General features: G+C 32.0%; 21 protein-coding genes and 3 pseudogenes. 6 read left to right on the forward strand and 18 right to left on the reverse strand.

Annotated elements, in window-relative coordinates; all coding sequences use genetic code 11:
- Position 1: 1 nt before the first annotated feature.
- The 6 genes from cas5c to apf all read right to left on the reverse strand — a co-directional run bounded on the left by cas5c (position 2) and on the right by apf (position 5,887).
- On the reverse strand, positions 2-721 hold the full coding sequence (gene cas5c / locus MPTP_RS07565; protein WP_013774549.1) for a type I-C CRISPR-associated protein Cas5c: 720 nt from the start codon (positions 719-721) through the stop codon (positions 2-4).
- Between the two features lie 20 nt (positions 722-741).
- Positions 742-1,350 carry a hypothetical protein gene (locus tag MPTP_RS10060; RefSeq protein ID WP_013774550.1) on the reverse strand — a complete coding sequence of 203 codons (609 nt, stop codon included), beginning with the start codon at positions 1,348-1,350 and terminating at the stop codon, positions 742-744.
- A 5-nt stretch (positions 1,351-1,355) separates the two neighbouring features.
- Positions 1,356-2,444, reverse strand: coding sequence for a CRISPR-associated helicase Cas3' (cas3, locus tag MPTP_RS10065; RefSeq protein WP_013774551.1), 1,089 nt, complete (start codon positions 2,442-2,444; stop codon positions 1,356-1,358).
- Positions 2,445-2,513: 69 nt separating this feature from the next.
- On the reverse strand, positions 2,514-3,203 hold the full coding sequence (locus tag MPTP_RS10070; RefSeq protein WP_013774552.1) for a CRISPR-associated endonuclease Cas3'': 690 nt from the start codon (positions 3,201-3,203) through the stop codon (positions 2,514-2,516).
- 895 nt (positions 3,204-4,098) lie between these two features.
- A complete protein-coding gene (gene proC / locus MPTP_RS07580; protein WP_013774553.1) occupies positions 4,099-4,875 on the reverse strand; it encodes a pyrroline-5-carboxylate reductase in 777 nt (258 codons plus the stop codon).
- A 433-nt stretch (positions 4,876-5,308) separates the two neighbouring features.
- Positions 5,309-5,887 (reverse strand): aggregation-promoting factor, encoded by a 579-nt coding sequence (apf, locus tag MPTP_RS07585; protein WP_013774554.1) that lies wholly within the window; start codon positions 5,885-5,887, stop codon positions 5,309-5,311.
- 687 nt (positions 5,888-6,574) lie between these two features.
- On the opposite strand from apf, the gene MPTP_RS07590 reads away from it, so the two are divergent.
- Positions 6,575-8,044 carry a peptide MFS transporter gene (locus MPTP_RS07590; protein ID WP_013774555.1) on the forward strand — a complete coding sequence of 490 codons (1,470 nt, stop codon included), beginning with the start codon at positions 6,575-6,577 and terminating at the stop codon, positions 8,042-8,044.
- 88 nt (positions 8,045-8,132) lie between these two features.
- Here MPTP_RS07590 and rhaD read toward each other — a convergent pair whose 3' ends face one another.
- From rhaD to MPTP_RS07605, 3 genes and pseudogenes are all read right to left on the reverse strand, one after another.
- Positions 8,133-8,993: a rhamnulose-1-phosphate aldolase gene (gene rhaD / locus MPTP_RS07595; protein ID WP_013774556.1), complete on the reverse strand. Its 861-nt coding sequence runs from the start codon at positions 8,991-8,993 to the stop codon at positions 8,133-8,135.
- Between the two features lie 30 nt (positions 8,994-9,023).
- The gene (rhaA, locus tag MPTP_RS07600; protein WP_013774557.1) at positions 9,024-10,277 is read right to left on the reverse strand and encodes an L-rhamnose isomerase; all 1,254 of its coding nucleotides are present in this window, start codon (positions 10,275-10,277) and stop codon (positions 9,024-9,026) included.
- A pseudogene (locus MPTP_RS07605) lies at positions 10,264-11,696 on the reverse strand (rhamnulokinase). The gene rhaA and the pseudogene MPTP_RS07605 overlap by 14 nt, the downstream one beginning before the upstream one ends.
- Positions 11,697-11,944: 248 nt before the next feature.
- Between MPTP_RS07605 and MPTP_RS07610 the strand changes: the two are divergent.
- Positions 11,945-12,802, forward strand: coding sequence for an AraC family transcriptional regulator (locus MPTP_RS07610; protein ID WP_172956761.1), 858 nt, complete (start codon positions 11,945-11,947; stop codon positions 12,800-12,802).
- Positions 12,803-12,984: 182 nt separating this feature from the next.
- Here the strand turns inward: MPTP_RS07610 and MPTP_RS07615 are convergent, their stop codons facing one another.
- The 8 genes and pseudogenes from MPTP_RS07615 to MPTP_RS07645 all read right to left on the reverse strand — a co-directional run bounded on the left by MPTP_RS07615 (position 12,985) and on the right by MPTP_RS07645 (position 19,236).
- Positions 12,985-13,776 (reverse strand): gluconate 5-dehydrogenase, encoded by a 792-nt coding sequence (locus MPTP_RS07615; RefSeq protein ID WP_099046192.1) that lies wholly within the window; start codon positions 13,774-13,776, stop codon positions 12,985-12,987.
- 223 nt (positions 13,777-13,999) lie between these two features.
- Positions 14,000-14,845 (reverse strand): 5-dehydro-4-deoxy-D-glucuronate isomerase, encoded by an 846-nt coding sequence (kduI, locus tag MPTP_RS07620; protein ID WP_013774562.1) that lies wholly within the window; start codon positions 14,843-14,845, stop codon positions 14,000-14,002.
- A gap of 15 nt (positions 14,846-14,860) precedes the next feature.
- Entirely contained in the window at positions 14,861-15,865 is a 1,005-nt protein-coding gene (locus MPTP_RS07625; protein WP_013774563.1) for a sugar kinase, read from the reverse strand.
- 1 nt (position 15,866) lies between these two features.
- A pseudogene (locus MPTP_RS07630) lies at positions 15,867-16,516 on the reverse strand (bifunctional 4-hydroxy-2-oxoglutarate aldolase/2-dehydro-3-deoxy-phosphogluconate aldolase).
- A gap of 156 nt (positions 16,517-16,672) precedes the next feature.
- Positions 16,673-17,422 carry an IclR family transcriptional regulator gene (locus MPTP_RS07635; RefSeq protein WP_013774564.1) on the reverse strand — a complete coding sequence of 250 codons (750 nt, stop codon included), beginning with the start codon at positions 17,420-17,422 and terminating at the stop codon, positions 16,673-16,675.
- Between the two features lie 69 nt (positions 17,423-17,491).
- Complete coding sequence (locus tag MPTP_RS10075) at positions 17,492-17,929, reverse strand: sugar phosphate isomerase/epimerase family protein (protein WP_231849636.1); 438 nt, start codon at positions 17,927-17,929, stop codon at positions 17,492-17,494.
- Positions 17,914-18,324 (reverse strand): hypothetical protein, encoded by a 411-nt coding sequence (locus MPTP_RS10080; protein ID WP_013774566.1) that lies wholly within the window; start codon positions 18,322-18,324, stop codon positions 17,914-17,916. The genes MPTP_RS10075 and MPTP_RS10080 overlap by 16 nt, the downstream gene beginning before the upstream one ends.
- A gap of 16 nt (positions 18,325-18,340) precedes the next feature.
- A pseudogene (locus tag MPTP_RS07645) lies at positions 18,341-19,236 on the reverse strand (AraC family transcriptional regulator).
- Between the two features lie 212 nt (positions 19,237-19,448).
- Here MPTP_RS07645 and MPTP_RS10265 point away from each other — a divergent pair.
- From MPTP_RS10265 to bglB, 3 genes are all read left to right on the forward strand, one after another.
- Positions 19,449-20,216, forward strand: coding sequence for an MFS transporter (locus MPTP_RS10265; RefSeq protein ID WP_013774569.1), 768 nt, complete (start codon positions 19,449-19,451; stop codon positions 20,214-20,216).
- Positions 20,207-20,989, forward strand: coding sequence for an MFS transporter (locus tag MPTP_RS10270; RefSeq protein ID WP_013774570.1), 783 nt, complete (start codon positions 20,207-20,209; stop codon positions 20,987-20,989). Before MPTP_RS10265 ends, MPTP_RS10270 begins: the two co-directional genes overlap by 10 nt.
- Before the next feature lie 107 nt (positions 20,990-21,096).
- Positions 21,097-22,209, forward strand: coding sequence for a beta-galactosidase BglB (gene bglB, locus MPTP_RS07660; protein WP_013774571.1), 1,113 nt, complete (start codon positions 21,097-21,099; stop codon positions 22,207-22,209).
- A gap of 164 nt (positions 22,210-22,373) precedes the next feature.
- Here the strand turns inward: bglB and pepV are convergent, their stop codons facing one another.
- On the reverse strand, positions 22,374-23,792 hold the full coding sequence (pepV, locus tag MPTP_RS07665; RefSeq protein WP_013774572.1) for a dipeptidase PepV: 1,419 nt from the start codon (positions 23,790-23,792) through the stop codon (positions 22,374-22,376).
- 140 nt (positions 23,793-23,932) lie between these two features.
- On the opposite strand from pepV, the gene MPTP_RS07670 reads away from it, so the two are divergent.
- Positions 23,933-24,766 (forward strand): NAD(P)H-hydrate dehydratase, encoded by an 834-nt coding sequence (locus tag MPTP_RS07670; protein WP_013774573.1) that lies wholly within the window; start codon positions 23,933-23,935, stop codon positions 24,764-24,766.
- Positions 24,767-24,770: the final 4 nt, after the last annotated feature.

Genomic DNA, 24,770 nt, shown 5'->3' on the forward strand with positions numbered 1-24,770 from the left:
ATTATTCTTCCTCCAATGATCGTGCTAGAAGCTCTGCTGATTCGATAGTATCTATTGAGAATGGCTTCATGTTCATTGATTTTAATGAACGACAGAGTGAACACGCTTCAGGACGAGGAAATTTGATAATTCCCCTTACCATTTTTGGTTGCCATAATCGAACAAGTAATTCTTCTTTGCCTGTTTCATCAGGATAAGATAGTCCATGCACCATGGTATTAAAATTCATCTCTTCTTCATACTCATCATAACTTCCTTTTTCTCTGCCAAATTCAATCGGTTCAATATAACCTTGGCATTCTCTTGTACCTAGAAAAATATCTCGACGTCCACCCGCTTTAATGGAACGTTTTAAAATTTGATAGTGTTTATCTTCATTCCAATCTAGTTTTAAATCTGGACGATTTTTATTGAATTCAAAATGAACTTTTACTTCATATTTTGGTTTTTTTAAATAGGTATAATATGCTAGATCGCTTGCATTACTCTCATTATATTTCATCAGACGAATGCCTTTGGTTTCCATTTGAATCGGATTCATAATCCTGACTTCATCGATGTAGTAAATAATAGTTGGCTTCCAATAAATCGATTCTGTAATCCCTTTAAGTGCCTGATAAGTCGGAATTGGATAGGTCCATTTTTCACCGCCCATTTTTGTTAAGGGATCCGTGAATAAGGCATATTCCCCTTCAACTAAAAATGATATTTGATTTCTCATTATTTCCCTCCTTTATTTTATTAGAGAACAATCATTTGATTCGCAACTGAACCGGTTTTATCAATGCCAAATACATTAGAATAAGCACATTCACACAAAGCAAATATTTCACCATGGTAAAGTGGACGAATATAGCCATTCTTTTGTAGGTCTTCAATTTCATAGGAAAAAAGATTCACGATATATTGTTGTGCTTTCTTTAGTAAAGGACCTAATTCATTTAATGCCAATTCATCTCCATTCAATCTCTGAATGATGTCTTTCCCTTCCTCATAAGGAACCAAAACAGCAGTTGTTGGCGTATCAATCACATTAAAATACTTGCCAATTGTTTTGGTACTATTGTGTAACAATAAATCAGGAAATTGCTCTTTGCCATATTTATTCTTATATTGATAGATGGTATTTTCATTTTTTCCCAATAATGAAAATAACTCTAAAGAATTCTTTGCAGTGGGATATTTTAAATTAGGCTCAATATCAGAATGCTTATAAAACTGTTTAAAATAAGTATTTTGTGCTTCAAAAGAAAGCAATTTACCACTATATAAATTTGAATCCATTCGTAAATTCTCTAACATTTTTAGTGTAATCTCTTTGCCAGCTTTAATTTCTTTTAAGTACTTCAAATCCTCTAATTTTTTTCTAGACGAATGATATAAACTGGCTGTTTATTTGGTTGCTCTCCGTTCCGATTACAGCGACCCGCTGCCTGAGCAATAGAATCCAACCCAGCTGACGATCGAATCACTGCTTCAAAACTAATATCAATTCCTGCTTCAATTAGTTGCGTAGTGATACAAACAAGTTTACGTTGCTGATTCTTTGCATTTAATTTTACATTTATTTCCTTTAGAATTTGTTTTCGATGAGCAGGACACATTGCCGTACTTAAATGATATAATTCGATTTCTTCACTTGATTGCTCAGCCAGCAGTTGATATAACTCTAAAACAGCTTTTTTTGTATTCAGAATAACTAAAAGATTATTTCTCTCTTGTAATATTTCTTCAATCAAGCTGACAGTATCTTTAATATTCCAAGCACTTTGCGTTGTTTTATCGATAATTTCAACACGTTCAAAAGCTGCCTCAATCTTTTGAAGTTCACTCTTTTCTAATATATCTTTATCTTTTTGAAGTTTTTTATCTAAATTATTCAAAGCAGGTTGTGTTGCTGTACATAAGATACTTGTTGTTTGTGCAAAATTTTTCAAATAATTGATTGCCTCATTAAATAAATAAGTACAATGTACTGGAAGACTCTGCACTTCATCAAAAATAATTACTGCATGATATAACTGATGAAATCGTCGTGGATTTCTGGTACCTCGACTATATATAACATCTAAAAATTGAACCATCGTTGTAAAAATAATTGGTGCTTCCCAATTGTCTTTCATGGATACTTCTTCACGTTCTCTTCTTTCTTCAAGTCCGCCTTGATTTTGTTTGTTTTTTTGATCAACTATCTCTTCCTGTAAAATATTCGAGTGATGTTCAAGAATATACCGATCTTCTTTTAAAATATCACGAACTACTTGAGCATTTTGTTCAATAATGGTTGTAAAGGGTGTCACATAAATAATACGTTCTTTCTCATGAATACGTGTATGTTCTAAGGCAAAACGAAGAGAAGCCAATGTTTTTCCACCACCGGTTGGGATAGCTAATCCATAAATTCCTGTTGGTTCTTTGGCAAAATCTAAACACCTTTTTGACATCTGGTTGCGTAATTGGTTAATCGGTGTTGGGTTACCTTCTTCAAAAGTTTTTAATTTTTGTTCTAGTCGTTAACTATATTTCAAAAATAATGGTTTTTGTTGAATTGGTTCATATGTAGTTCTTGTTTCAAAATTCATTGTATTGGTCCGATCTGCATCTAAAAGACAACTGTAAATCATTTTAGCAATAAAGAATAGCTGATTTTCCGTTGGTTTGTTTTCAGAAATGAAAAAAGCTTTCAGTTCTTCAGTGGCCATTTCTAGATATGCCAAAAATTCTGATTCTGATAGACAATCTTCAAAAAAACGTTTCTTTATTGTCCCATATTCTGGTAACTCTTTATCTCTCACTCTTTTTAAATAATCAAGTGAAAAATCTTCTTCTGGCTTGATAAAATCTTGTAATCCATGACTACTATGATGGGAAATAATAGCATTACCAACTAATTCAGCAACCAATTTTTGATAGGGACATTGATTTTTCTGATGTAGGTATTCATATAATAATTTTCCACCAGCAGTTGAGTGATCGACACTGCCTCTAGTCACACTATTTGGATCAATCATTGCTTGTTTCAAATAATTTTGGAAATCATCTGAGTACTTTCCTATGTCATGCAGAAGTCCTGCTACATAGCAAACTGCTTCAAGGTTTAATTTTTTACCAAAGCGCTTACTTAATGCTGCTGTTTCAAGCAGATGATCTTTTAATAATTGCTGCTCACCTGTTACTTGATTATAATGCGCAATAAATTTCATTACATATCCCTTTCTGTTTAACTATTAGTATATCACTTTTAAAATTAAAATTAATATCTTTTTTAAATAGTTGATTTTAAAAAGAAAAAAGGCATATTATTTATGCCTTTTAGTTAATATTAATCTTCGTTTCAATCCTCGTACCTTTACCTTTATTCAAAGATACGCCTATCTCTTTAGCGTTAGAGAGATAATTTATTTTAACAAGCAATTATGGTAAAATCAAGTAAGTATTTAATTCTAATAAATATCAACTTTAATAGTTAATAAAATTCTTTTAAAAAATTAATATAGATTTTGAAATGATGATGGTTGAATCTAAAATTCAGCAAGCTTTAACTATTTTCTATATTTAATGATGAAAAAATGAATTTTTTGAACGTAATTTCGATGAGTTCTCCAAAATAAAAAATCTCGAAAACATTCATTTAGGTTTATAGTCATGCTAATAAAATGTAACGCTATCATTAATATTATTACCATTCCTACTAAACATAATTTAAAATTTATGGATTTATTTTTTGTTTTCTTTGACAAATCATTTTGAAATGTATTCATATTACATACCTCTTTCTATTTTAAATAATTTCCTTTTCATTATTATTCTTTAAAAAAACACTTATATAATAAGTATAATACATATGAAAAAATGGTTTTTGAATCTATTAAATTGTTTTTAGCAAGTTATTTTAGGATTTCTTCATACTATACCTCCTTTCTAATTTTATTGTTATTATTATTATTCGAAGTTATTAATACCTAGTATATTACAGCTTATATTATTAATTGTAAAGTACTTTTATCTATTTTCTAATAAGATCAAACAAAAAATCTTTTCTATTGGATTTTTTGTTTGATCCTATTGGTTTATATCTCTCAATTCTTTTTAACTTTCCTACTTCATAATTTCATTAATACCATCAATTACTGCATGACGGAAGCCATTTTTTTCTAATGCAACTATACCTTTGATCGTTGTTCCGCCAGGAGAAGTGACACTGTCTTTCAATTCACCGGGATGCTGATTTGTTTTTAGTGCTAACTCGGCAGTTCCCTTCATCATTTGAGCTGCAATTTCATAAGAAATTGCTCGTGGCATGCCATTTAAAACTGCAGCATCAGATAGTGCTTCTATAAATACATCAACAAAAGCTGGTCCACAGCCTGCTATGGTTCCAAAGATGTCCAATTGTATTTCTGGTACTTCAACAATCCTTCCTAATACTGATAAAATAGCTTGCATTGTTTGTTTCTTTTCACTCTCAATTGTCTCAACATAGGTAATTGCTAGGATCCCTTCATTTACCTGAACAGGCGTATTAGGAATACAGTGAGCTAAAGGATACATTTCTCCCATAATTTCTTGCATATCCTTAAGTGATACACCAGCAGCTACCGAAAGAATTGGAATTTGTTTTTCCTTTATTCTATCTCCCAAATCTGTTAAAACAGATAAAATGCTAGCATTATTTGTCGCTAGAATGATCATCTGGCAATCTTCAAAATCATTTAGTGTGTCTGTAAGATTAAATTGTAATTCTTCTTGCAGCTTTTTAGCTGTGTTACTTTTTCCACCTTTTACCAAGATATCTTTTGCACTAAATTTACTTGAATGGATGAATCTCTTAATCAATGCACCACCCATTTGACCTGCACCAATAATTCCAATCATTTGTCATTTCTCCCCATGAACCTATTTTTATTCATTATACAAGATCGGAAAGAAAAATACATTGATATAAAATACAAGAGATGCATCTACACTTACTTATATTCATTCTAAACAAACTTAAGTGTTTAAGGTTTTATCGCTTTTAGATTATTTTTTATTGCTCATTTACTAGTTATTATGAATGAACTAAACGCTATTTAAACAAACTATTATCCAAAATATTAATTGATCAAATTTCATATCTTATTTAAATTTCTATTCATAGCATAAATTTATCAATAATATTCGTTTCATTGCAGAAAACTTCTCATTTTTCTATTGTTCTTTAGTATTTTCGATTTTTTAGTAATTTGTTACGTCAAAAAAAACCGCTTAAAATACGTTCAATCATTTTAAGCGGTTTTTGATAAAATTTATTATCTATTTATTTTTATTAATACCAACCATTTGCCTGCCAAAAGGCTTGTGCACCTTCCCAAGAGCCATAACGTTGTGTTATATAATTATCAGCCACTCTCTCTTGATTTTCTGGTGAGTAATCACCATTTAAATAAGAAGCATCTAACTGGTATTTTCCGATATATCTGCCGTTCATTGCACTGTATGATCCGCCCGATTCTCTTTGGGCTAACCATTCCTTAGCAGAACTGGTATTCGTTGTTACCGGAGTAGATGCCGTTGACTGATTTTGTACAACTGGTTCTTCCGTTATAACTGGTTGTAGTTCCACAACAGTGTTTGTTGGTGCTGTTTGCGTTTCTCTTATTTCATTTGTTGTTTTAATTGTCAACTGTTGCCCTTTATAAATCATATTAAGATTAGAAATGCTATTATCTCTGGCAATTTGTTGAATCAGTTGACTATCTCCATTAAATTTTTGAGAGATACTGGATAAGGTATCACCTGATTGTACGGTATAGACACTGTCTGCATGTGCATTTGATGTTCCCAAACATAAACCAATCCCTGCTGCTAGTGTTGTTCCTAATAAAATCGTATTTAGTGATCTCATATAACTCTCCTTTAATTAATGTAATTGTGTCGTTACCTAACGACAATAATAATTTTATCACCAGAATATATTTCATAAATGAAGGAAATCTAACAATTGTTTACAAGCATTGCTGCTACATTTCAGTTTGATTAAATAAAGAAAAAAATGAATAACGTTTTGTTTTATGATTTTTTTACTATACTTCAATTGTTTCTTTTGAATAGAAATAATTACCTAACCATTTAACTTGTAAATAATTTATTTGAATTTTTTGTTCTTTTTTTTAATCAAATCGTATTTGTTTGTTTAGGGATGACAAACAATAAATTTAATCAACAAATGATTAATAAATTCAACTTTTTATTTCTTAGACATATTTTCCTTCATTGTTCTTATTTTTTAATTTAATGAGAATTTTTTAAATTTATTAGGCATTTTTTAACATAAATTATTTTTTCTATTCAATTTCTTATAAAAGATAAATTTTTTATACAATTGTAATCGTTTTATTTGATGAATAAAAAAATTTTAGGCTATTTATTGATCGACTTGTAAATAAAAAAGCCTGAATAGGAAAAATTACTTATGCTAATTAACTTTTTCTTTAAATTTGATTAAAAAAGGTGTAAAATGAAAAAAAGAATTTTTAGAAAATTTGATCAATAATTTTTTAATTATCAAATTAGTAAAAGTGAGGTTTTATTGATGAACGACAATCAGTCAGATGGGTCATTTTTGGGACAACCAAAAGGACTATCAACATTGTTCTTTACAGAAATGTGGGAACGATTTAGTTATTATGGAATGCGAGCAATTTTACTTTATTACATCTATGATACGGTGGCAAATGGCGGCTTAGGATTTCCTAAAGAAACTGGTCTTTCCATTATGTCCATTTATGGATCAATGGTATTCATGTCAAGTATCATTGGCGGATGGATTTCTGATCGCTGGTTAGGTTCACAAAAAACTGTTTTCTTCGGCGGTTTGTTTATCATGATCGGGCATATCGTTTTGGCAACACCATTTGGCGTCTCTGCATTGTTTGTCTCAATCTTCTTTATTGTTATTGGAACAGGGATGTTAAAACCAAACGTTTCTGACATGGTCGGTCATCTTTATTCAAAAACAGACCTTAGAAGAGATTCTGGATTTTCAATTTTTTATATGGGTATCAACATTGGTGCATTGGTCGCTCCTCTTGTCGTTGGTACATTGGGTCAAGAGTATAATTATCATTTAGGCTTTTCAATTGCTGCTATTGGTATGTTTTTCGGTTTAGTTCAATTCTATTATAAATCCAAAACTACATTAGCAGGAATTGGCTTAGAACCTACAAACCCAATGACAAATCAGGAAAAGAAAAGATTTGGAATGATTCTTTTAGGTGTTCTTGTTTTTGCAGCCATTGTCTTTGGTGGTGCTGCTTTCATGAGTAAGTTAACTGTTGATTTCTTTATCACTATTATCAGTATTTTAGGTATTTTGTTACCTATTTATTATTTCATTAAAATGTTAACTGCTAAGAATGTAACACCAGATGAAAAAACCAAGGTTATGGCTTATATTCCTCTTTTCTTAGCTGCTATTGTTTTTTGGTCATTAGAAGAACAAGGATCATCAATTTTAGCGTTATTTGCAGCTGATCGAACAAGACATCATTTATTTGGTATTCCAATTGCTGCTAGTTGGTTCCAATCATTAAATCCTGTTTTTGTTGTTATATTAACACCCGTTTTTGTTACACTTTGGACAAAATTAGGTAAGCATCAGCCTTCAACCGTTGTTAAATTTGCATTAGGATTGATTTTTGCTGGTTTGGCTTATGTTTTATTGATGTTCCCTGGTCTTTTATATGGAACAAACCATAAAGTAAGTCCTTTATGGTTAATCATTAGTTTCTTTGTTATTATTGTAGGTGAAATGTGTCTTTCTCCTGTGGGACTGTCTGTTACAACAAAACTTGCACCAAAAGCTTTTGAAGCTCAAACTGTAGCCATTTGGCTATTAGCAGATGCAGCTTCACAAGCAACCAATGCACAAATTGCTCGTTTTTATACACCACACACAGAATCAGCATATTTTGGTACAATAGGAATTATTGCTGTGGTTGTCGGTATATTATTAATACTTGTTAAAAAACCAATCAAACGATTGATGGGTTCAATTAATTAGAATAAAGAGAAAAGCCAGTCATTATTAAATTAATGACTGGTTTTTCTTTGTTTCTTTTGTTATTGAACAATTAGTTCTAATTATTCATTTAGTTATAAACCTTGTTATCGCTAGCGATAGAAATAGCTTGATCTAAATACCCACTTCTTGGTACAACACCAAAGCTATCCGCCAATTTTTGTAAATTCTCATCTGAAATGGTTTGTAAAATTGGCCCCTGAGCACATACATAGGTATATGTTTGTGCAGCTTTTTCTGCTGTTTCAATTAATCCAAATACTTCATCCATACTTTTACCTGCACCATATACACCATGATGTGGCCAAATAACCAAACGCGTTCTTTTCATCTTTTCTGCTGTTGCTTGTCCAATTTCATTTGTCCCAGGTACCATCCAAGGAATAATACTGATACCTTCTGGAAAGACAACTAAACATTCTGTACACATTTGCCAAAGTGTTCGGGTAAAAGCTTTTTCTGTTAATTCATGCGTGAAAGTCATGGCTAATAGGTGGTTAGCATGATTATGCATAATAATTCGATTTTCTGGATCTACTTCTAAACGTGCAATATGACTCATAAAATGGCTTGGTAACTCACTAGTAGGCATTGTATTATTTTCCAATCCCCATAAGACTGCTAATGATGCTCCCCTATCTACGATGCAAACTAATCCTATATTTTCTGCAGGTGTAGTAGCAATATTTTTAAAATATTTTCCAGAACCTGTTACCAAAAAATATTTCCCTTCTAATGCTATTTCATCAAATTCGATAGGGATTTTCCTTAAATAGTGATTAGGATCAACAAACGGTAGAATTTCTTCTTCCGTCAATAAATAGGAAATATTTCCTCCATTTCTCTCATCCCAACCTAAACGGTATAAATTAGCCGTTACTTCGATCATTTCTTTAACAAAAAATGATTGTAATACATCTATTTTTTTCATCAAATTACTCCCTCATTTATTAAGTAAATTTTAACTACGTAAGCTTAATACATTTTTCTCATAATCTTGTATTTCATTTAACCAATTTAATCCAACCGGTACACCTTTTAATTCACAATAATAATTCCAAACATCAGCAAACGGATAGTCTTTTAATTCTTCTACCATTGCTAATCGTGTTGTAAAATCCATTTCAAGTTCTACTTTCTTCAGATAATCTGTTGGTTCAAGCATCGCTTTAAGAACAGCTTTCTGTGTATTTCTTGTACCTATAACCCATGCTGCCACTCGATTAATTGTTGCATCGAAGAAATCTAATCCAATATGCGCTTTTTGTAATAAATTATTACGCACTAATTCACGGCCAATTTCTTGCAATTCATCATCCATAATAACAACATGATCACTATCCCAACGCATTGGTCGACTGACATGTAGAAAAATCCCTTTACTAAATAAAGCTACGGCTGAAAGTTTATTTGAAATAACTTCTGTCGGATGAAAATGACCAGCATCCATACAAATTAATTTTCCTCTTGTTAATCCGTATCCCATGTAAAATTCATGTGAGCCAACTGTATAGGCTTCTAAACCGATACCAAATAATTTACTTTCTACGGCATCTAATGTGTAATCTGGATTCATATCTTCTGAAAAAATTTCATCGAGGGCTTCCATTAGGTGTCTACGTGGTGTTAATCGATCAATTGGGCTATCCTTATACCCATCTGGCACCCAAAAATTATTCACACACACTTGTCCTAATGCTTCACCAAAATATTCTGCAATCTTTCTTGATCGTTTTCCATGTTCAATCCAGAAATCTCGAACTTCGTTGTTAGGATGAGCAAGCGTAAACCCATCTTTAAACATTGGATGAGAAAAAAATGTAGGATTGAAGTCTAGTCCCAATTCTTGTTTTTTTGCCCAATCAACCCATGGTTTAAAGTGTTTTGGTTCAATCTCATTTAAATCGACCTTTTCATCTGTATCTAAATAAATAGCATGTAGATTAAGTTTATGCTTACCAGGAATCATTTGATAAGCTTTTTCCAAGTCTTGACGGAGTTCTTTTGGTGTTCTAGCAACTCCTGGATAATTTCCTGTAACCGAAATACCACCTGATAATTCTTCATCACTTAAAAATCCTTTAATATCATCTCCCTGCCAAACGTTCATCGAAATTTTTACTTCATCTAAACGTTTCAGTACCTCATCAGTGTTTACACCAATTGTTTGATAAGTTTCTTTTGCTTCCTCATATCTTTGTTTAATACTTGTCATTTGGTACACTCCTTTGTATCCATTTTTTATATTCTGCCAAGGATTGGCTAGTTGCTGGTTGTGGTAGATAAAGCCGATTTTCGAATGAGTATTTTACTGCTCTTCTTCCCTCAATTAATGAGGAAAACTCATGATTTGCAATCATTTGAATCAGTATATTGCCAATCGCCGTTGCCTCACTTGGTCCAGATTCAACCGGAATACCTGCTAAATTAGCCGTTAATTGATTGAGTAATTGATTATTGGAACCACCACCAACAATATGTAGATAATCTAATTTATTGGTGATTGTCGTTAGTTTTGTTAGTTGTTCAAGTTCTAATGCATAACACAAAGATAGGTTGTTATAAACACAACTTGCTAACTCGCCAGGTGTTTGTGGAATTTTCTGTTGGGTTTCTTGACAAAATAATTGCAATTCATTAATCATATTTACTGGTTTCAAAAACCTAGTATGATTAATATCAATAAATTGTTCACATGTCATTTCTTGTTGTACAAGATTGGCTAATTCAGTATAACTATAAGTATAATCTTGCATACGAGCTACTTCCTGAATCAGCCACATCCCCATAATATTTTTCAAAAAACGAATCGTATTATTTGCTCCCCATTCGTTCGTGTAATTTTGGTTAAATGCCATGCTTGATACAACCGGTACTTTTGTTTCTATACCTAAAAGTGACCAAGTACCACTACTTAAAAATCCCCAGCTATCCTTTTCATTGACTGCAGGTGTGCCAACAACGGCAGAAGCTGTATCATGACTTGCCACAGCAATGAAAAAAGATTCTGGCAGATCATATTTAGAAAATTTCTCTCTTTGTAATGGACCTAAAAGTGTGCCTTCTTCAATAAGTGGTGGGAACAAGTCAGAAGAAATTTCTAAAATAGATAGAATGTCTTCATCCCACGTTTTCGTCAATACATTTAATAACTGAGTAGTCGAAGCATTTGAACGTTCAGCATATTTTTTGCTGTAAAGACATAATTAAGGTAACCAGGTATGAGTAATAAACAATCTGCCTGCTTTATTTTTTCTTTTTCTTCGACTAAAAGTTGAAATAAAGTATTGAATGCTTGAATTTGAATACCCGTTTTTTCATATAATGTTGTTAGCGACATTTTTTCCGTAAATTGTTCAATCGCTTTTTTTGTCCGATCATCTCGATAAGCAATTGGATCTCCTAAACGTTCACCAGATTTATTGATTAAGCAATAATCAACTGCCCATGTATCAATTCCTACGTAACATTCGTTAATACCTGATGCCTTTAATTTTTCTAATCCTATTAAAATTTCATGAATAATTTGATCCATTTGCCAACAGGCTTTTCCATTCTTTTGAGAAAAACCATTTTTAAATCGATGAATTTCTTCCAGGGTAATTTGATATTTTCCAATTTTGGAACTTTTCATTAAACGACCACTAGATGCACCAATATCTATAGCCACATAGCAATTTCTCACTGAAATTCTCCCTTTTACAATATATTGGACGTTTATTTTTTAATTAATAGCTAGGTTTTCAATTGTTCTCATGCTATAATTAAAAACAAATAAAGCGTTTTCTATTTATATTATACGTCATTATTAAATTTTATCATCATACGATATTGACTTAATTTTGCATTATCTTGGTAACTTTTCAGAAGGAGGATCAAATGATCAACTATTGGGAACGTGGTGATCATTCTTGGAGTGAAGATTCTTTGCGATTTATTCATACGCCAACACAAAAAAGTCAGGAATTATTTTATTATATCCAAGAAATTGGGCACTTTAAAGCAAGAAAACCTTATTATACAGAAAGAGCAAATTTACCCTCATTTTTAATAAAATACACCTTATCAGGAACCGGAACACTGATTTATAACGAAAATCAATATTCCATTAAGCCAGGAGATATTTTTTTCATTGATTGTCAACAATATCAATATTATAAAACGACTAGCGAGAAGCCTTGGGAAATGTGTTGGCTTCATTTTAATGGTGCAAATACACAAGCTTTTTACCAAGAATTCATTAAAAATGGTACAAATGTTTTTCATACAAATAACAATCATATCTATTTAATTATACAAAATTTATTACGGCTGGAACATGGCCAGTCGGCACAGACAGACTTTTTGGTCTCTTTATCTATTCATGAATTGTTGAATGAATTGATTATTCAAAAACAGGAATTAGATTTTAAAACAAAAGATATTCCGACTTATATTGTTTGCCTAAAAGATTACTTAGATGTCCATTTTAAAGATAAAATCACCTTAATGAAATTAGAAAAACAATATAATATTAACAAATATCAATTAACAAAAGAATTCTCCAGATATATTGGTATTCCACCAATTGAATATCATATCGCAAATAAAATTACTTATTCGAAAGACCTATTACGTTCCTCAGATGCTACGATTAAAATGATCGCTCTAGAAATTGGTATTGAAAACGTTGCTTATTTCAGTCGATTATTCAAACAAAAAACTGGATTAACTCCAAGTCAATATCGAAAAATTGGTTAATCATTTCATTATTGTATGCAATCAAAAATAAAGTAGATACTACTGAGTTTTTAACAATACATTTAGTCTAAAAAACTTAAATCAAAAACAGATAGAACAATTCAACGAAATAAAAATACGTTGAATTGTTCTATCTGTTTAATTATTTAATAGATGAGATTTCACATCTTTTATTCCACTTTTTATTCTGGTTGTTTTCCAAGTGAAGCTAGGATGCCACCGTCCACATAAAGAATATGACCATTAATAAAATTAGAAGCATCTGAAGCTAGAAAGACTGCTGGACCCGCTAGATCGGAAGTTTTTCCCCAACGATGAGCAGGTGTTTTTCCTAAAATAAATTCATTGAATGGATGTCCATCTACTCGAATAGGTTCAGTTTGCGGTGTTTCAATATAACCTGGGCCAATGCCATTACATTGAATATTGTATTCGCCAAATTCTGCAGCAATATTTTTTGTTAGCATTTTTAGGCCGCCTTTAGCAGATGCATAGGCACTAACAGTTTCCCGACCTAATTCACTCATCATTGAACAGATATTAATAATTTTTCCTGCCCCTTTTTCAATCATTGCTGGAATCACTGCTTTGGAAACAATAAATGGTGCATTTAAATCAACATCAATCACCTGACGATATTCATCTGCGGACATATCAAGCATAGGAATACGCTTGATAATACCGGCATTATTCACCAATATATCAATGGTACCAACTTCTGCCTGAATTTGTTGTACCATTGCTTGAACAGCTTGTTCATCCGTAACGTTACAGACATAGCCGTGTGCATCAATATTTACCGCTTCATAAGCAGCTTTTCCTTTTTGAACTTTTTCTTCATCCAAATCATTATAAACAATCGTTGCACCAGCCGTTGCCAAAGCACTAGCTATTTCAAAGCCAATGCCATAAGTTGCACCAGTAATAAGAGCAATTTTGCCATTTAAATTAAATTCATCCATACTAAATGCCATTCTTCATTACCTTCTTTCAATTTTTATTTAATGTTCAATAATGCTACCAAGTAAAAAATTCTCAACTCTATCAACAACTAACTCTTTTAATTCATCAAACCAACAAGCAGTGTAGCTACTAAGTTCCTTTTCCACTTTAAAATTTTAAAAATATTTTTTGTCTTTTAGTAATTTTTTATTGTTTATAAAAATTTCTGTAAGTATACGTGCCTATTTATAAAAATTATTTTAATTCTTCCATTGGTACAACATCCATATCACCATAGGTAATGTTTTCTCCACACATTGCCCAAATAAAAGTATAATTACTCGTTCCAACACCTGTATGAACTGACCAGCTAGGTGAAATGACGGCTTGTTCAGTACTCATGACTAGATGTTTTGTTTCATCAGGCTTACCCATCATGTGAAAAATGCGTGTATCCTCTGCCATATCGAAGTAAACATAAGATTCCATCCGTCTTTCATGGGTATGACATGGCATTGTATTCCAGGAACTGCCAGGTGCTAGCATGGTATATCCCATTTGTAATTGGCAACTTTCACAAATATTTGGATGAATATATTGATAAATCTTTCGTTCATTTAATGTGAAATTTTCACCTGTTTCCATAGGTTTAATATTATCGATTGAAATTTTTACATTTGGATATTTTTTATGAGCAGGAGCTGAGCTGATATAAAATTTTGCTGGATTCTTAGCATCTTCTGATGAAAAAATGACATGTTTGGTTTCTTTACCAATATAATAACCATCTTGTTTTTTCATTGATTCTTTTTGACCATCAATCTCAATGAACCCAGCACCGCCAATATTAATGACTCCTAATTCCCGCCGCTCTAAAAAATAGGTAACTCCTAATTCTTTATCTAGCTTAATCTCAAGCGCAGTGCTTGTTGGAACAACACCACCAAAAATCATACGATCATTATGCGTATAAGTTAAATTAATCTCACCTGGTACAAAGACCTTCTCAACTAAAAATTCTTTTCGTAATTGTTCTGTTGAATAATGACGAATATCTTCTGGACTGTGTGTATAACGGACTTCCATATTTTGACTTTGCATTGTTTAAATTCCTCCCTATCTAATTATTTTTCCAGAACCAGCAGCCATAATTGCTTCTACCTCTGTTACTGTAAACTGATTACAATCGCCATGAATCGTATGTTTTAATGCAGATGCCGTTGTAGCAAATTCAACCAACCGATTAGGATCATAATTACTAATAATCCCATGAAGGATCCCTGCTGAAAAAGCATCACCGCCACCTACCCGATCTACAATAGGTAGCATTTCATGGAGTGTTGATTCATAATAATGATCATTTATCCATAGTGTTCCGATTAAATGATTTTCACTAGCAGAAAGAACTTTTCGCTTTGTCGAATAAAGTACCTGAATATTAGGGTAACGTTTTCTAATTTCTTGATAGTAATAGATCAACTCTTCTTCGTTTCCCTGATAAGCAGGAATTTTTAGAAGATAAATAGCATCTAAGGTTCCCATTGAACAATAATCGACAACCGGTAAAATTTTCTTTAAGAAATTTCCAGCTACTTCTTGATTCCACAATTTACCACGATAATTAACATCAAAACTGATTTTCATCTGATTTTTTTTAGCCAATGAAACAATTTCCAAAATTAGCGTTTCCCAGGTGCTAGATAAAGCTGGTGTAATTCCTGATAAGTGTAGTATATTTGCCTGCTCAAAAAGTGGTGTCAACGACCATTCTACCGTTTTCATTTCTGAAAAACTTGAATATTTTCGATCATAAACAACATTTGCGGCCCGCTCACCCACGCCAGCTTCCATATAATAACTACCTAAGCGTTCTCCACCAAACAATAAATAATCGGTATTCACTTGATAGCAATTTAAATGTTTTTTAACGCCTTCTCCTAAAGCGTTATCAGGAACTTTACTAACAAAAAAAGTTTCATGTCCAAAATTTGCTAGAGAAATCGCAACGTTTGCTTCCCCTCCCCCATAAATTGCCTGAAACGAATGAGTTTCAGACAAGCGGGTACCAACTTCAGTTGCTAGGCGTAGCATAATTTCTCCTAAAGTAACAATTTTTGCCATCTTAATGAGCTCCTTGAACCTGATAGAATTTTTCCATATACTTTTTAGCCATTTCTGTTACCTTATCAAAATCTCCTGTTTTAGCAGGTGCTAATAGATTACCACCTACACCAGCCGCTACTACGCCAGCTTTAAACCAAGCTTCCATGTTTTCTAAATCAATGCCACCTGTTGGCATAATATTTACTTGTGGCATTGGTGCTTTAAAGGCAGAAATAACACTTGGACTATAGACGCTACTTGGAAATAATTTGATGATATCAACACCACTTTTTAATGCTTTCTGCATTTCAGTAATTGTCATACATCCGGTAGATAAGGAATTTGATATAAATTACATAATTCTGCTGTTTCGCTATCAAAACTTGGACTAACAATGTATTCCGCTCCGGCCATAATTGCCATCCTAGCAGTAATCCCATCTAAAACAGTGCCTGCACCAATGATAATATCTTTTTGATCTTGATATTCTGTTGATAATTCTTGAATTATTTCATCTGCTTGTGGTGTGGTAAATGTTAACTCGATTCCTTTCATACCACCTGTAATAATTGCATGACTAACTTTTAATGCTTCCTCTTTTGTTTTACTTCTAACTACAGCAATAATTCCTGCCTGTGTTAATCGATTTAAACTATCTACTTTTTTCAAACTCATTCACCTTTCCTATTTGGAAAATAATTTTATAAATAAGAAACATTTCTCAATTTTTATTATACCTATTTTTTTCTAATTGACAACGTTTTTTTGAAAAACTTTATATCTATACGAAATAATAGAGCCTACAAATAGAAAAGATAGAACTTGCTATAAAGCATTCTCTATCTTTTCCTTGGTAATAATCATTTGCTGAATGATTTTCTGCTTTGTTTCTTCACTTAATCGATATTTAGGAATACTAATACTAAATGCACCTAAAATGGCATCTTGATTTTGGATTGATGCACCAATACAAAAAATATCCTTTTCTACTTCTTCATCATCAAAAGCTACTTGTAATTTTTTAATATCGGCTAATTCTTTTTTTAGTTTTAAGGGATTGGTAATGGTATTTTCTGTATAAGCGATTAATTCAGTCATTGCTAAATAATCATTAATTGCCTCTTCTGTATAATTACTTAAAACAGCCTTGCCCATTGCAGAGTTGTACAATGGACGTGTAATACCAATTTTTGAGGACATTCTAATCGTTTGATTTTTTGGCTCAAGTTTGTTAACATATAAAATTTCATTGGTGTTTAAAATGCCTAAATGAATCGTTTCATCAATCTCCTGTTGCAACTTCTCTAAAAAAGGTTGTGTAGTTTCAAGTAAATCCAATTGTTCTAAATTTTGATTTGCATATCTAATTAGACGAGTTCCAATTGAAAATTTTTTTGCTGGACTTTTTTTTACATAGCCAATTAAAATGAGCGTATCTAAAATTTTTGATGTTGTCGGTGAAGTTAAAGTAGTTGCTTGAGCAATTGTATAAAGTGAACTATTTGGATGGTCGACTAAAAAATCTAAAATTTTTGCTGCTTTAATTAATACAGTGCCATAAGGCTTTTCGCTCATTTTTGTCATCCTCCATATTTCTTTATAAGAAATATGGTATACTATAAAAAAATTTTTAGCAATAATTATTTAATAGCTATTGATAATTTTATCCCTAGCTGTTTGAATCTTATTTCCTGTCGTTCCTTCTAAAATTATGTAAATATATGGCTTTAAATGCTGTATTTGGGTAATTGTTTCTTCAATATTCATTTTGCCATCACCAATATTGGTCATTGTTAATTCTTTTTTTTCATTACTAATAAAGTCCTTCAAATGAATAGCAACAATTTTTGAACCAAAAAGTTGAAACGCCTCTTCAATAATCTTATTGTATTCTAAATAGGTTGTAGGTCGGATTAAATTAGAAGGATCTAAAATAATGCCTAAATTTGAAGAATCGACAGCCTCGATGAGTGCTTTTGTATGAGCCAAATCATAGAGTGGATGGTTAATTCCTGGTTCAATTCCAACAATTACCCCATATTTTTCTGCCTCTTCTGTCATCATTCTTACTGAATCAACCACTTTCTCAAATGCTTCTTCGGTATAATTTTTCTCTGTATAATGCATTCTTTTATCACACAACCTGTTTCTGTAGCAACAATTTTCGAACCAAAGGTAGAAGCATACCGAATATATGTCTTAAATTTGTCAAGTAATACTGTTTTTTGATTTTCATCAGGATGGATAATATTACAGTAACAACTTAAAATGGCAATATTAATTTCATTCTTAGCGAAGGTTTGTTTCACATAATTTCCAAGCCCAGGGGATAAAACAGCAGGTTCCGACAGTTCAGGAAATGATTTCGAAAGAGCTAATTGAATATGTTTAAATCCAACTCTAGCCACCGTTTCTGACAGTTCCTCGATTGTTTTTGTTTGTGGTAAGTCGTGTGCACGTATTCCTAAAGACAACATGGTAATTTTCTCCTATCTATTGATGATAATGATCAAAGTAAAGCATTTGATTACTTTTATTCTGTTTTAAGAATTCTTTTGGTGTTAGATTAAATTCACGTTTAAAGCATTTTAAAAAATGTGAATAAGATTTAAAGCCACAAATAGCAAATATTTCACTTGCTTGTCGTTGCTCTTTCAATAACTGTTTTGCATAGGCTAATCGCCTATTTAGTATAAATTGATGTAAGGTAAAGCCGGTATATTTTTTAAATTCTCTCATAACATAATATTTACTGACAAAAAATGCTTTTTCAATTTCCGCTAATGTTAATGGTTGATCCAGATTAGTGGAAATATATTCTATAATCGCCTCTATTCGTTTATTCTCAACACCGTATTTAGTAATTGACGTATGTTCATCCTGCAATACCAACTGATTTAAATAAATAATAAAATCAATCAATTGTTGCTCATAAAAAATATCGGCGCCAAAACATTTCTTGTCAGGCTGTTTTTTTAATTTTCCCATATATTTCATTAAATGAGCAAGATTAATTTTTAATACTCGACTTTTCAAATGTCCAATGGTTGATTCAAAGCAGGCTTCTAAATGACCTTGCTTAGTAGAACGATTTTGTAAAAATTCAGGAGTCAAAAATATGTATACCCTTTCAAAACAATCGGTTGTTTGTCTGATTATTCGATGGATCTCTTGTGGATGAATTAAAAGAATAGAACCTTCTTCTAAAATAATTTGCCTTCCCCCTAAAAAAAGTAGGCATTTCCATGCAATGTACAATGAATTTCATAAAAATCATGGGTATGATATAGCGTTTTTGATTGATCCACCTGATCTTTTACAAAAAAAATCTCATATTGATCAGAAACCATAGTATTTACATTGATATTTTTCTGTTTACTTACAACCATATCCTTTCTTCCCCTCTTTTACCATTAATCTAAATTTAACATAAATCAATGAATCAACCAAGCTAAATGGCATTTTTTGACAATAATTGAGCAAGGTTAGTTATATTTTTTTCTATTCTGCCTTGCTATACTTTTTATGAAATAGTTTTCAACCGTCTATTTGTAAGCGCTAAATAAATATTCGATATTTTTTTATTAAAGGAGAAAAACAAATGGTGAATAAGCAACATACAGTTAAATGGTATAATTATTTTTCTTATGGCATTGTTGATTTTTTGGGTGCTGGTTCAACCGCCCTAACAGGTGCTTGGTTATTATTCTTCTACACCACTTTTTGTGGATTAACGGCTACCGAAGGAGCCACAATCTTTGCTAGCGCTCGGGTTATTGATGCAATTGCCAGTCCTTTGATGGAAATTATTACAGATAATTTTCATAAAACAGCATTAGGTCGTAAATTTGGTCGTAGAAAATTTTTTATTTTATTAGGTATTCCCTTTGTATTTAATTATGTTTTATTTTGGATTAGTAATCAATCCTTTATTTATTACTTGGTTACATATATCGCTTTTGATCTTATTTACACAATGATTTTAGTTCCTTATGAAACACTGGCATCTGAAATGACACAGGACTATCATAAGCGATCAATTTTTTCAGGTATGCGCTTATTCTGTGGACAAATTTCTGCTTTTTTTGCAGCTTTTATTCCTGGTCGTTTAATTTCTTTATTAGGCAAAAACAATGCCAATTCTTTTTTCTATGCTGCAAGTATCTTTGCCTTTACTTTCATTTTTATTTTAATTCTTCTCTATTTATTTACATGGGAACGTCCAATAGATGAGATTGAGCCAATTACAATAAAACAACAAAAAAAGAAGAGTCCTCTTCACTTCTTGATAAATTTCAAAAAATCTATCTCGATTTATTTTCTACTTTCCGTATCCGTTCATTTAGGATTCATATTCTCATGTATTTAGGTTGTTACATTTCTCAAGATATTTTTTCACAGGTATTTACCTATTTCATTGTTTTTTCTTTAGCTTATACGGCAGTTGTTGCTTCCAACCTACTTAGTATTATTTCAATTGCTTGTATTTTTGGTGTTTTAATTGGGATTTTTACCATTTCACGTTTTAATCCAGCGATCATTTATCGTTTTTCAGTTGCTTTATTTTCAATAGGGATCCTTGGCTTTTTGATTGCTTATGGCATACCAAATGCCAATCGTTTATGGTTACTTTCACTTTCTGGGTTTGTTAGTGGTCTTGGCCGTGGCGCATTAGCCTACATTCCTTGGAACATCTATAGTTTTATCCCAGATGTTGATGAATTGGTCACTGGTAAACGTAGAGAAGGAATTTTTGCTGGTATCATGACTTTTACTAGAAAATCAACACAAGCTGTTGCTGTTTTCCTCGTTGGAATTCTTTTAGATCATTCTGGTTTTATCGCAAAAGCAAGTGTTCAATCTGCCTCTGTCACTCATACTATTGTTTTAATTATGACTATTGGAACTTTCTCCTTTTTAATTATGGGAGTTATTGCTTCCTTTAAATTTTGTTTAACCAAAGAAACACATCAATTATTAATTGAAACAATTGAAGAATTTCGAAAGAATCCTACCTATCAAATGGATGAACAAACAGCAACTTGCTTAAAACAGCTTACTGGTTGGGATCAACAATATTTATGGGGAAATAATAATGTCATCTTTAAGGGAAAGACAACAGAAAAAGCAGAACAAAATTAGCGTTTTATTCTTATTATTCGGTAATCCTATTATTTACTTTTATCGATTCAAATAAGAAATTTAAAATAAATGAAAAATAAATTTTTTATCAATAAGGGGAGAAAAATATGCAAAATTCTGTCATTAACGAGCAACAAATTCAACAAAGTACCATTGATGAAACAATAAAAAAATTGATGAATAATCTTATTACAATTAAAGATACAGATGGTGAGTTTTTATTAGATTTTGATGATATCATCGTTGATGATAAAAGTTGGAATGTTTGGAATTGGCCACAAGGGATCGGTCTTTATGGTATTTATAAATATTGGGAAATAACCAAAAATGAAAAGGCCTGGCAAATTATTATAGATTGGTTTGAACAGCAATTTGCTTTAGGTTCTCCATCTAAAAATGTTAATACAATGGCTCCTTTATTGACTATGGCTTACCTATATGAACAAAGTAACGACTGTCGCTTCCTACCTTACTTAGAAAATTGGGCAGAATGGGTAATGAATGATATGCCAAGAACAGAAGAAGAAGGTTTGGAACACTTTACCTATGGACCAGAAAATATTGAACAATTATGGGATGATACTTTGATGATGACTGTCTTACCCTTGGCAAAAATTGGGCTATTATTAAACCGACCACAATATTTAGAAGAAGCTAAACGACAATTTATTTTGCATACTAAATATTTGTGTGATAAAAAAACTGGATTATGGTTCCATGGTTGGACATTTTTAGAAAATCATAATTATGCTGAAGCCCTTTGGGCACGTGGAAATTGTTGGATTACAATTGCAATTCCAGAAATTATTGATTTGTTAGACTTGAAGCCTGGTGATGCATTCCGAGAATTCTTAATCGAAACATTAAAAAAACAAGTTTCAACTCTAAAAAAATTGCAATCTCCTTCGGGTTTATGGCATACCCTACTTGATGATGAAACTTCTTATTGTGAAGCTTCTGCTACAGCTGGTTTTGCTTATGGATTATTAAAGGCAGCACGTAAAAATTATATTGATAAAGAATATAAAGCAGTCGCCGAAAAAGCAATTTCAGGTCTGTTAAACGAAATAAACGAAGTAGGTGCAGTCCAAAAAGTTTCTATAGGTACAGGATTAGGAGAAGATTTAACCTTTTATCAAAATATACGTACGACAGAAATGCCTTATGGTCAATCTCTCACTATCTTAGCTTTATCCGAATATTTATATGAATATATTTAATTAAGAAAAAAGGTTTGGTGTATTAAGAATTTGACCAATAAAAAGATAGAAAATCTGATCAATATTAATCAGGTTTTCTATCTTTTTTGATCTATTAAACGATTAAAAAACAATCAAAATATCCAAAATATACATTAAAAAATGAACGAAACAAGGTATTTTTATTATTTAACCAAGCGATAAATGGCATCTGCATAAATAACTGCTGATTTAAATAAATCTTCTAATTCCATAAATTCATTTGCTTGATGCATTGTGTCTACGTAGCCTGGGAACATAGCACCATAAGCAACACCACGTTTTAGTAGGCGGCCATAAGTACCACCACCGATAATTTTTTCTTCACCTTTTTGACCTGTATGATCTTCATAAACTTGCAATAAAGTTTTCACCAATGGATCATCAGTTGGTACATAGTGAGGTGCCATATTATGAGAACCCTGACTTGTTTTTACTGAATCTCCTACTGTTTTTTGGACTTTTTGTTGCAATTCATCTAAGGTTGTTCCTTGAGGATAACGGAAATTTAGGGTAACAAGATTGTTATTTTCAGAATTATTATCAACGTCGAAATCAATAATACCAGCATTCATTGTTAAACTACCCATTTTAGTATCTTCAAAAGCAACACCTAATTTTTCACCATAAAAATCTTCATGAATATAAGCAGCCAGCGTATGAATAAAGTCTTTCGCACCACCGCCAAATGCATAGCCATCTAAAAAGAAAGCTAAAAATGTCCCAGCATTGATTCCTGTTTGTGGCGCAGCACCATGAGCTCCTTTTCCAGATAGTTCAATAGTAATTTTTTTACCATCTATTTCAATCGTTCCAGAAATAGGTTGTTCTTTAACATAGATATCAAAAGCAGCTTGCATTTCTAAAGCAGCTTGTTCAGAAGCAACCACTAACTTAGCAATTGCTGTATTAGGTACCATATTTTCTCGTAAGCCAGATTTAAAGCTATTTAAAATATATTCACCTTGATTTTCATTCCTAAAATTTAAACGAATCGTGCCATTTCCTTTTTCTCCATTAATAATTGGAAATTCAGCATCTGGTGAGAAACCAAAATCTGGAGTAGCTTCATGTTTGAAGTAATAATCCATATCACCCCAACCACTTTCTTCATCACTCCCAATAACGAAACGAATTCTCTTTGAGATTGGTAATCCTAAATCTTTAATAATTTTCAGTGCATAATAAGCAGCAATACTTGGTCCCTTATCGTCACTAGCACCACGAGCATAAATTTTACCATCTTTAATCATAGGTTCATAAGGATTGGTTGTCCAACCTGCACTGGCAGGTACCACATCCATATGAGCAAAAATGCCTAATGTTTCTTCTCCTTCACCATATTCAATATGTCCAGCATAATTATCAACATTTTTTACAGTAAATCCATCACGTTCACCATAAGATAACATGTGAAGTAAAGCTTCTTTAGGACCAGGACCAAAAGGTGCATCTGGTGTTGCTTTTGAATCATCACGCTCACTATTAATACGTAAGAGGTTCTCTAGATCTTCAAGCATGGCATCTTTACGAAGTTCTACTTCCTTTTTCCAGTCAATTGTCATTTTCTTCACTCCAATTCATTCTTTTTTTCCCCTACTATAATACCATTCTTTCTATCTAAAAAGGAAAAATTAATAAAATTTTTTTCATTTTTCTATTTGTTTTATAATAAAGAAGAAAATACAAAAGAAAGGAAATCCTAATGAAAAAACTAACATCCTCTATTTTAACCGAACTTATTCAACCTAGACCAGAAAATAGTCACAAAGGGAACTTTGGCAGAATTGTCTTAATTGGAGGAAATAACCAATTTGGTGGTGCAATTATTATGAGCACCCAAGCAGCTATTGGGACAGGAGCAGGATTAACTACTGTAGTTACCGAAGAAAAAAATCATGCACCTCTTCATGCACGTTGTCCAGAAGCCATGGCAGTTAATCTTATTAATCAAGAAGAAATTTCTGCTTTACTGCCTTCTGCAAATGTTGTTTTAATCGGACCCGGTTTAGGCGTCGATTCTTCAAGTCAGCAGTTATTAGAATTAGTTTTAAAGCAGCAATCTGAAAATCAGTGGCTTGTTATTGATGGTTCTGCAATTACATTATTTGCTAAAAAATGGTTACCATTAAATTATCCCCATCATATTATTTTCACACCACATCAAATGGAATGGCAGCGTCTATCTGGTATTCCTATTGCTGAACAGACAGAGATGAAAAATCAATCTGTTCAGCAACAATTAAATACGAACATTGTTTTAAAAAGTCATCGAACAGAAATTTATACAGAAAAAAATCATTACCAAAATCCAATTGGTACACCAGCAATGGCTACCGGTGGTATGGGAGACACCTTGTCAGGTATCATTACTGGTTTTTTAGCTCAATTTGAAGAAAAAGAAATCGCTTTGATAGGTGCAGTCTATTTGCACAGCTATATTGGAGAAGAACTGGGTAAGAAAAATTATGTAGTTCTGCCTACACGAATTAGTGAACAAATTCCTGTATATATGAAATACTTTGAAACACATCACTAAAATT

This window comes from Melissococcus plutonius ATCC 35311 (assembly GCF_000270185.1).
Lineage (GTDB): Bacteria > Bacillota > Bacilli > Lactobacillales > Enterococcaceae > Melissococcus > Melissococcus plutonius.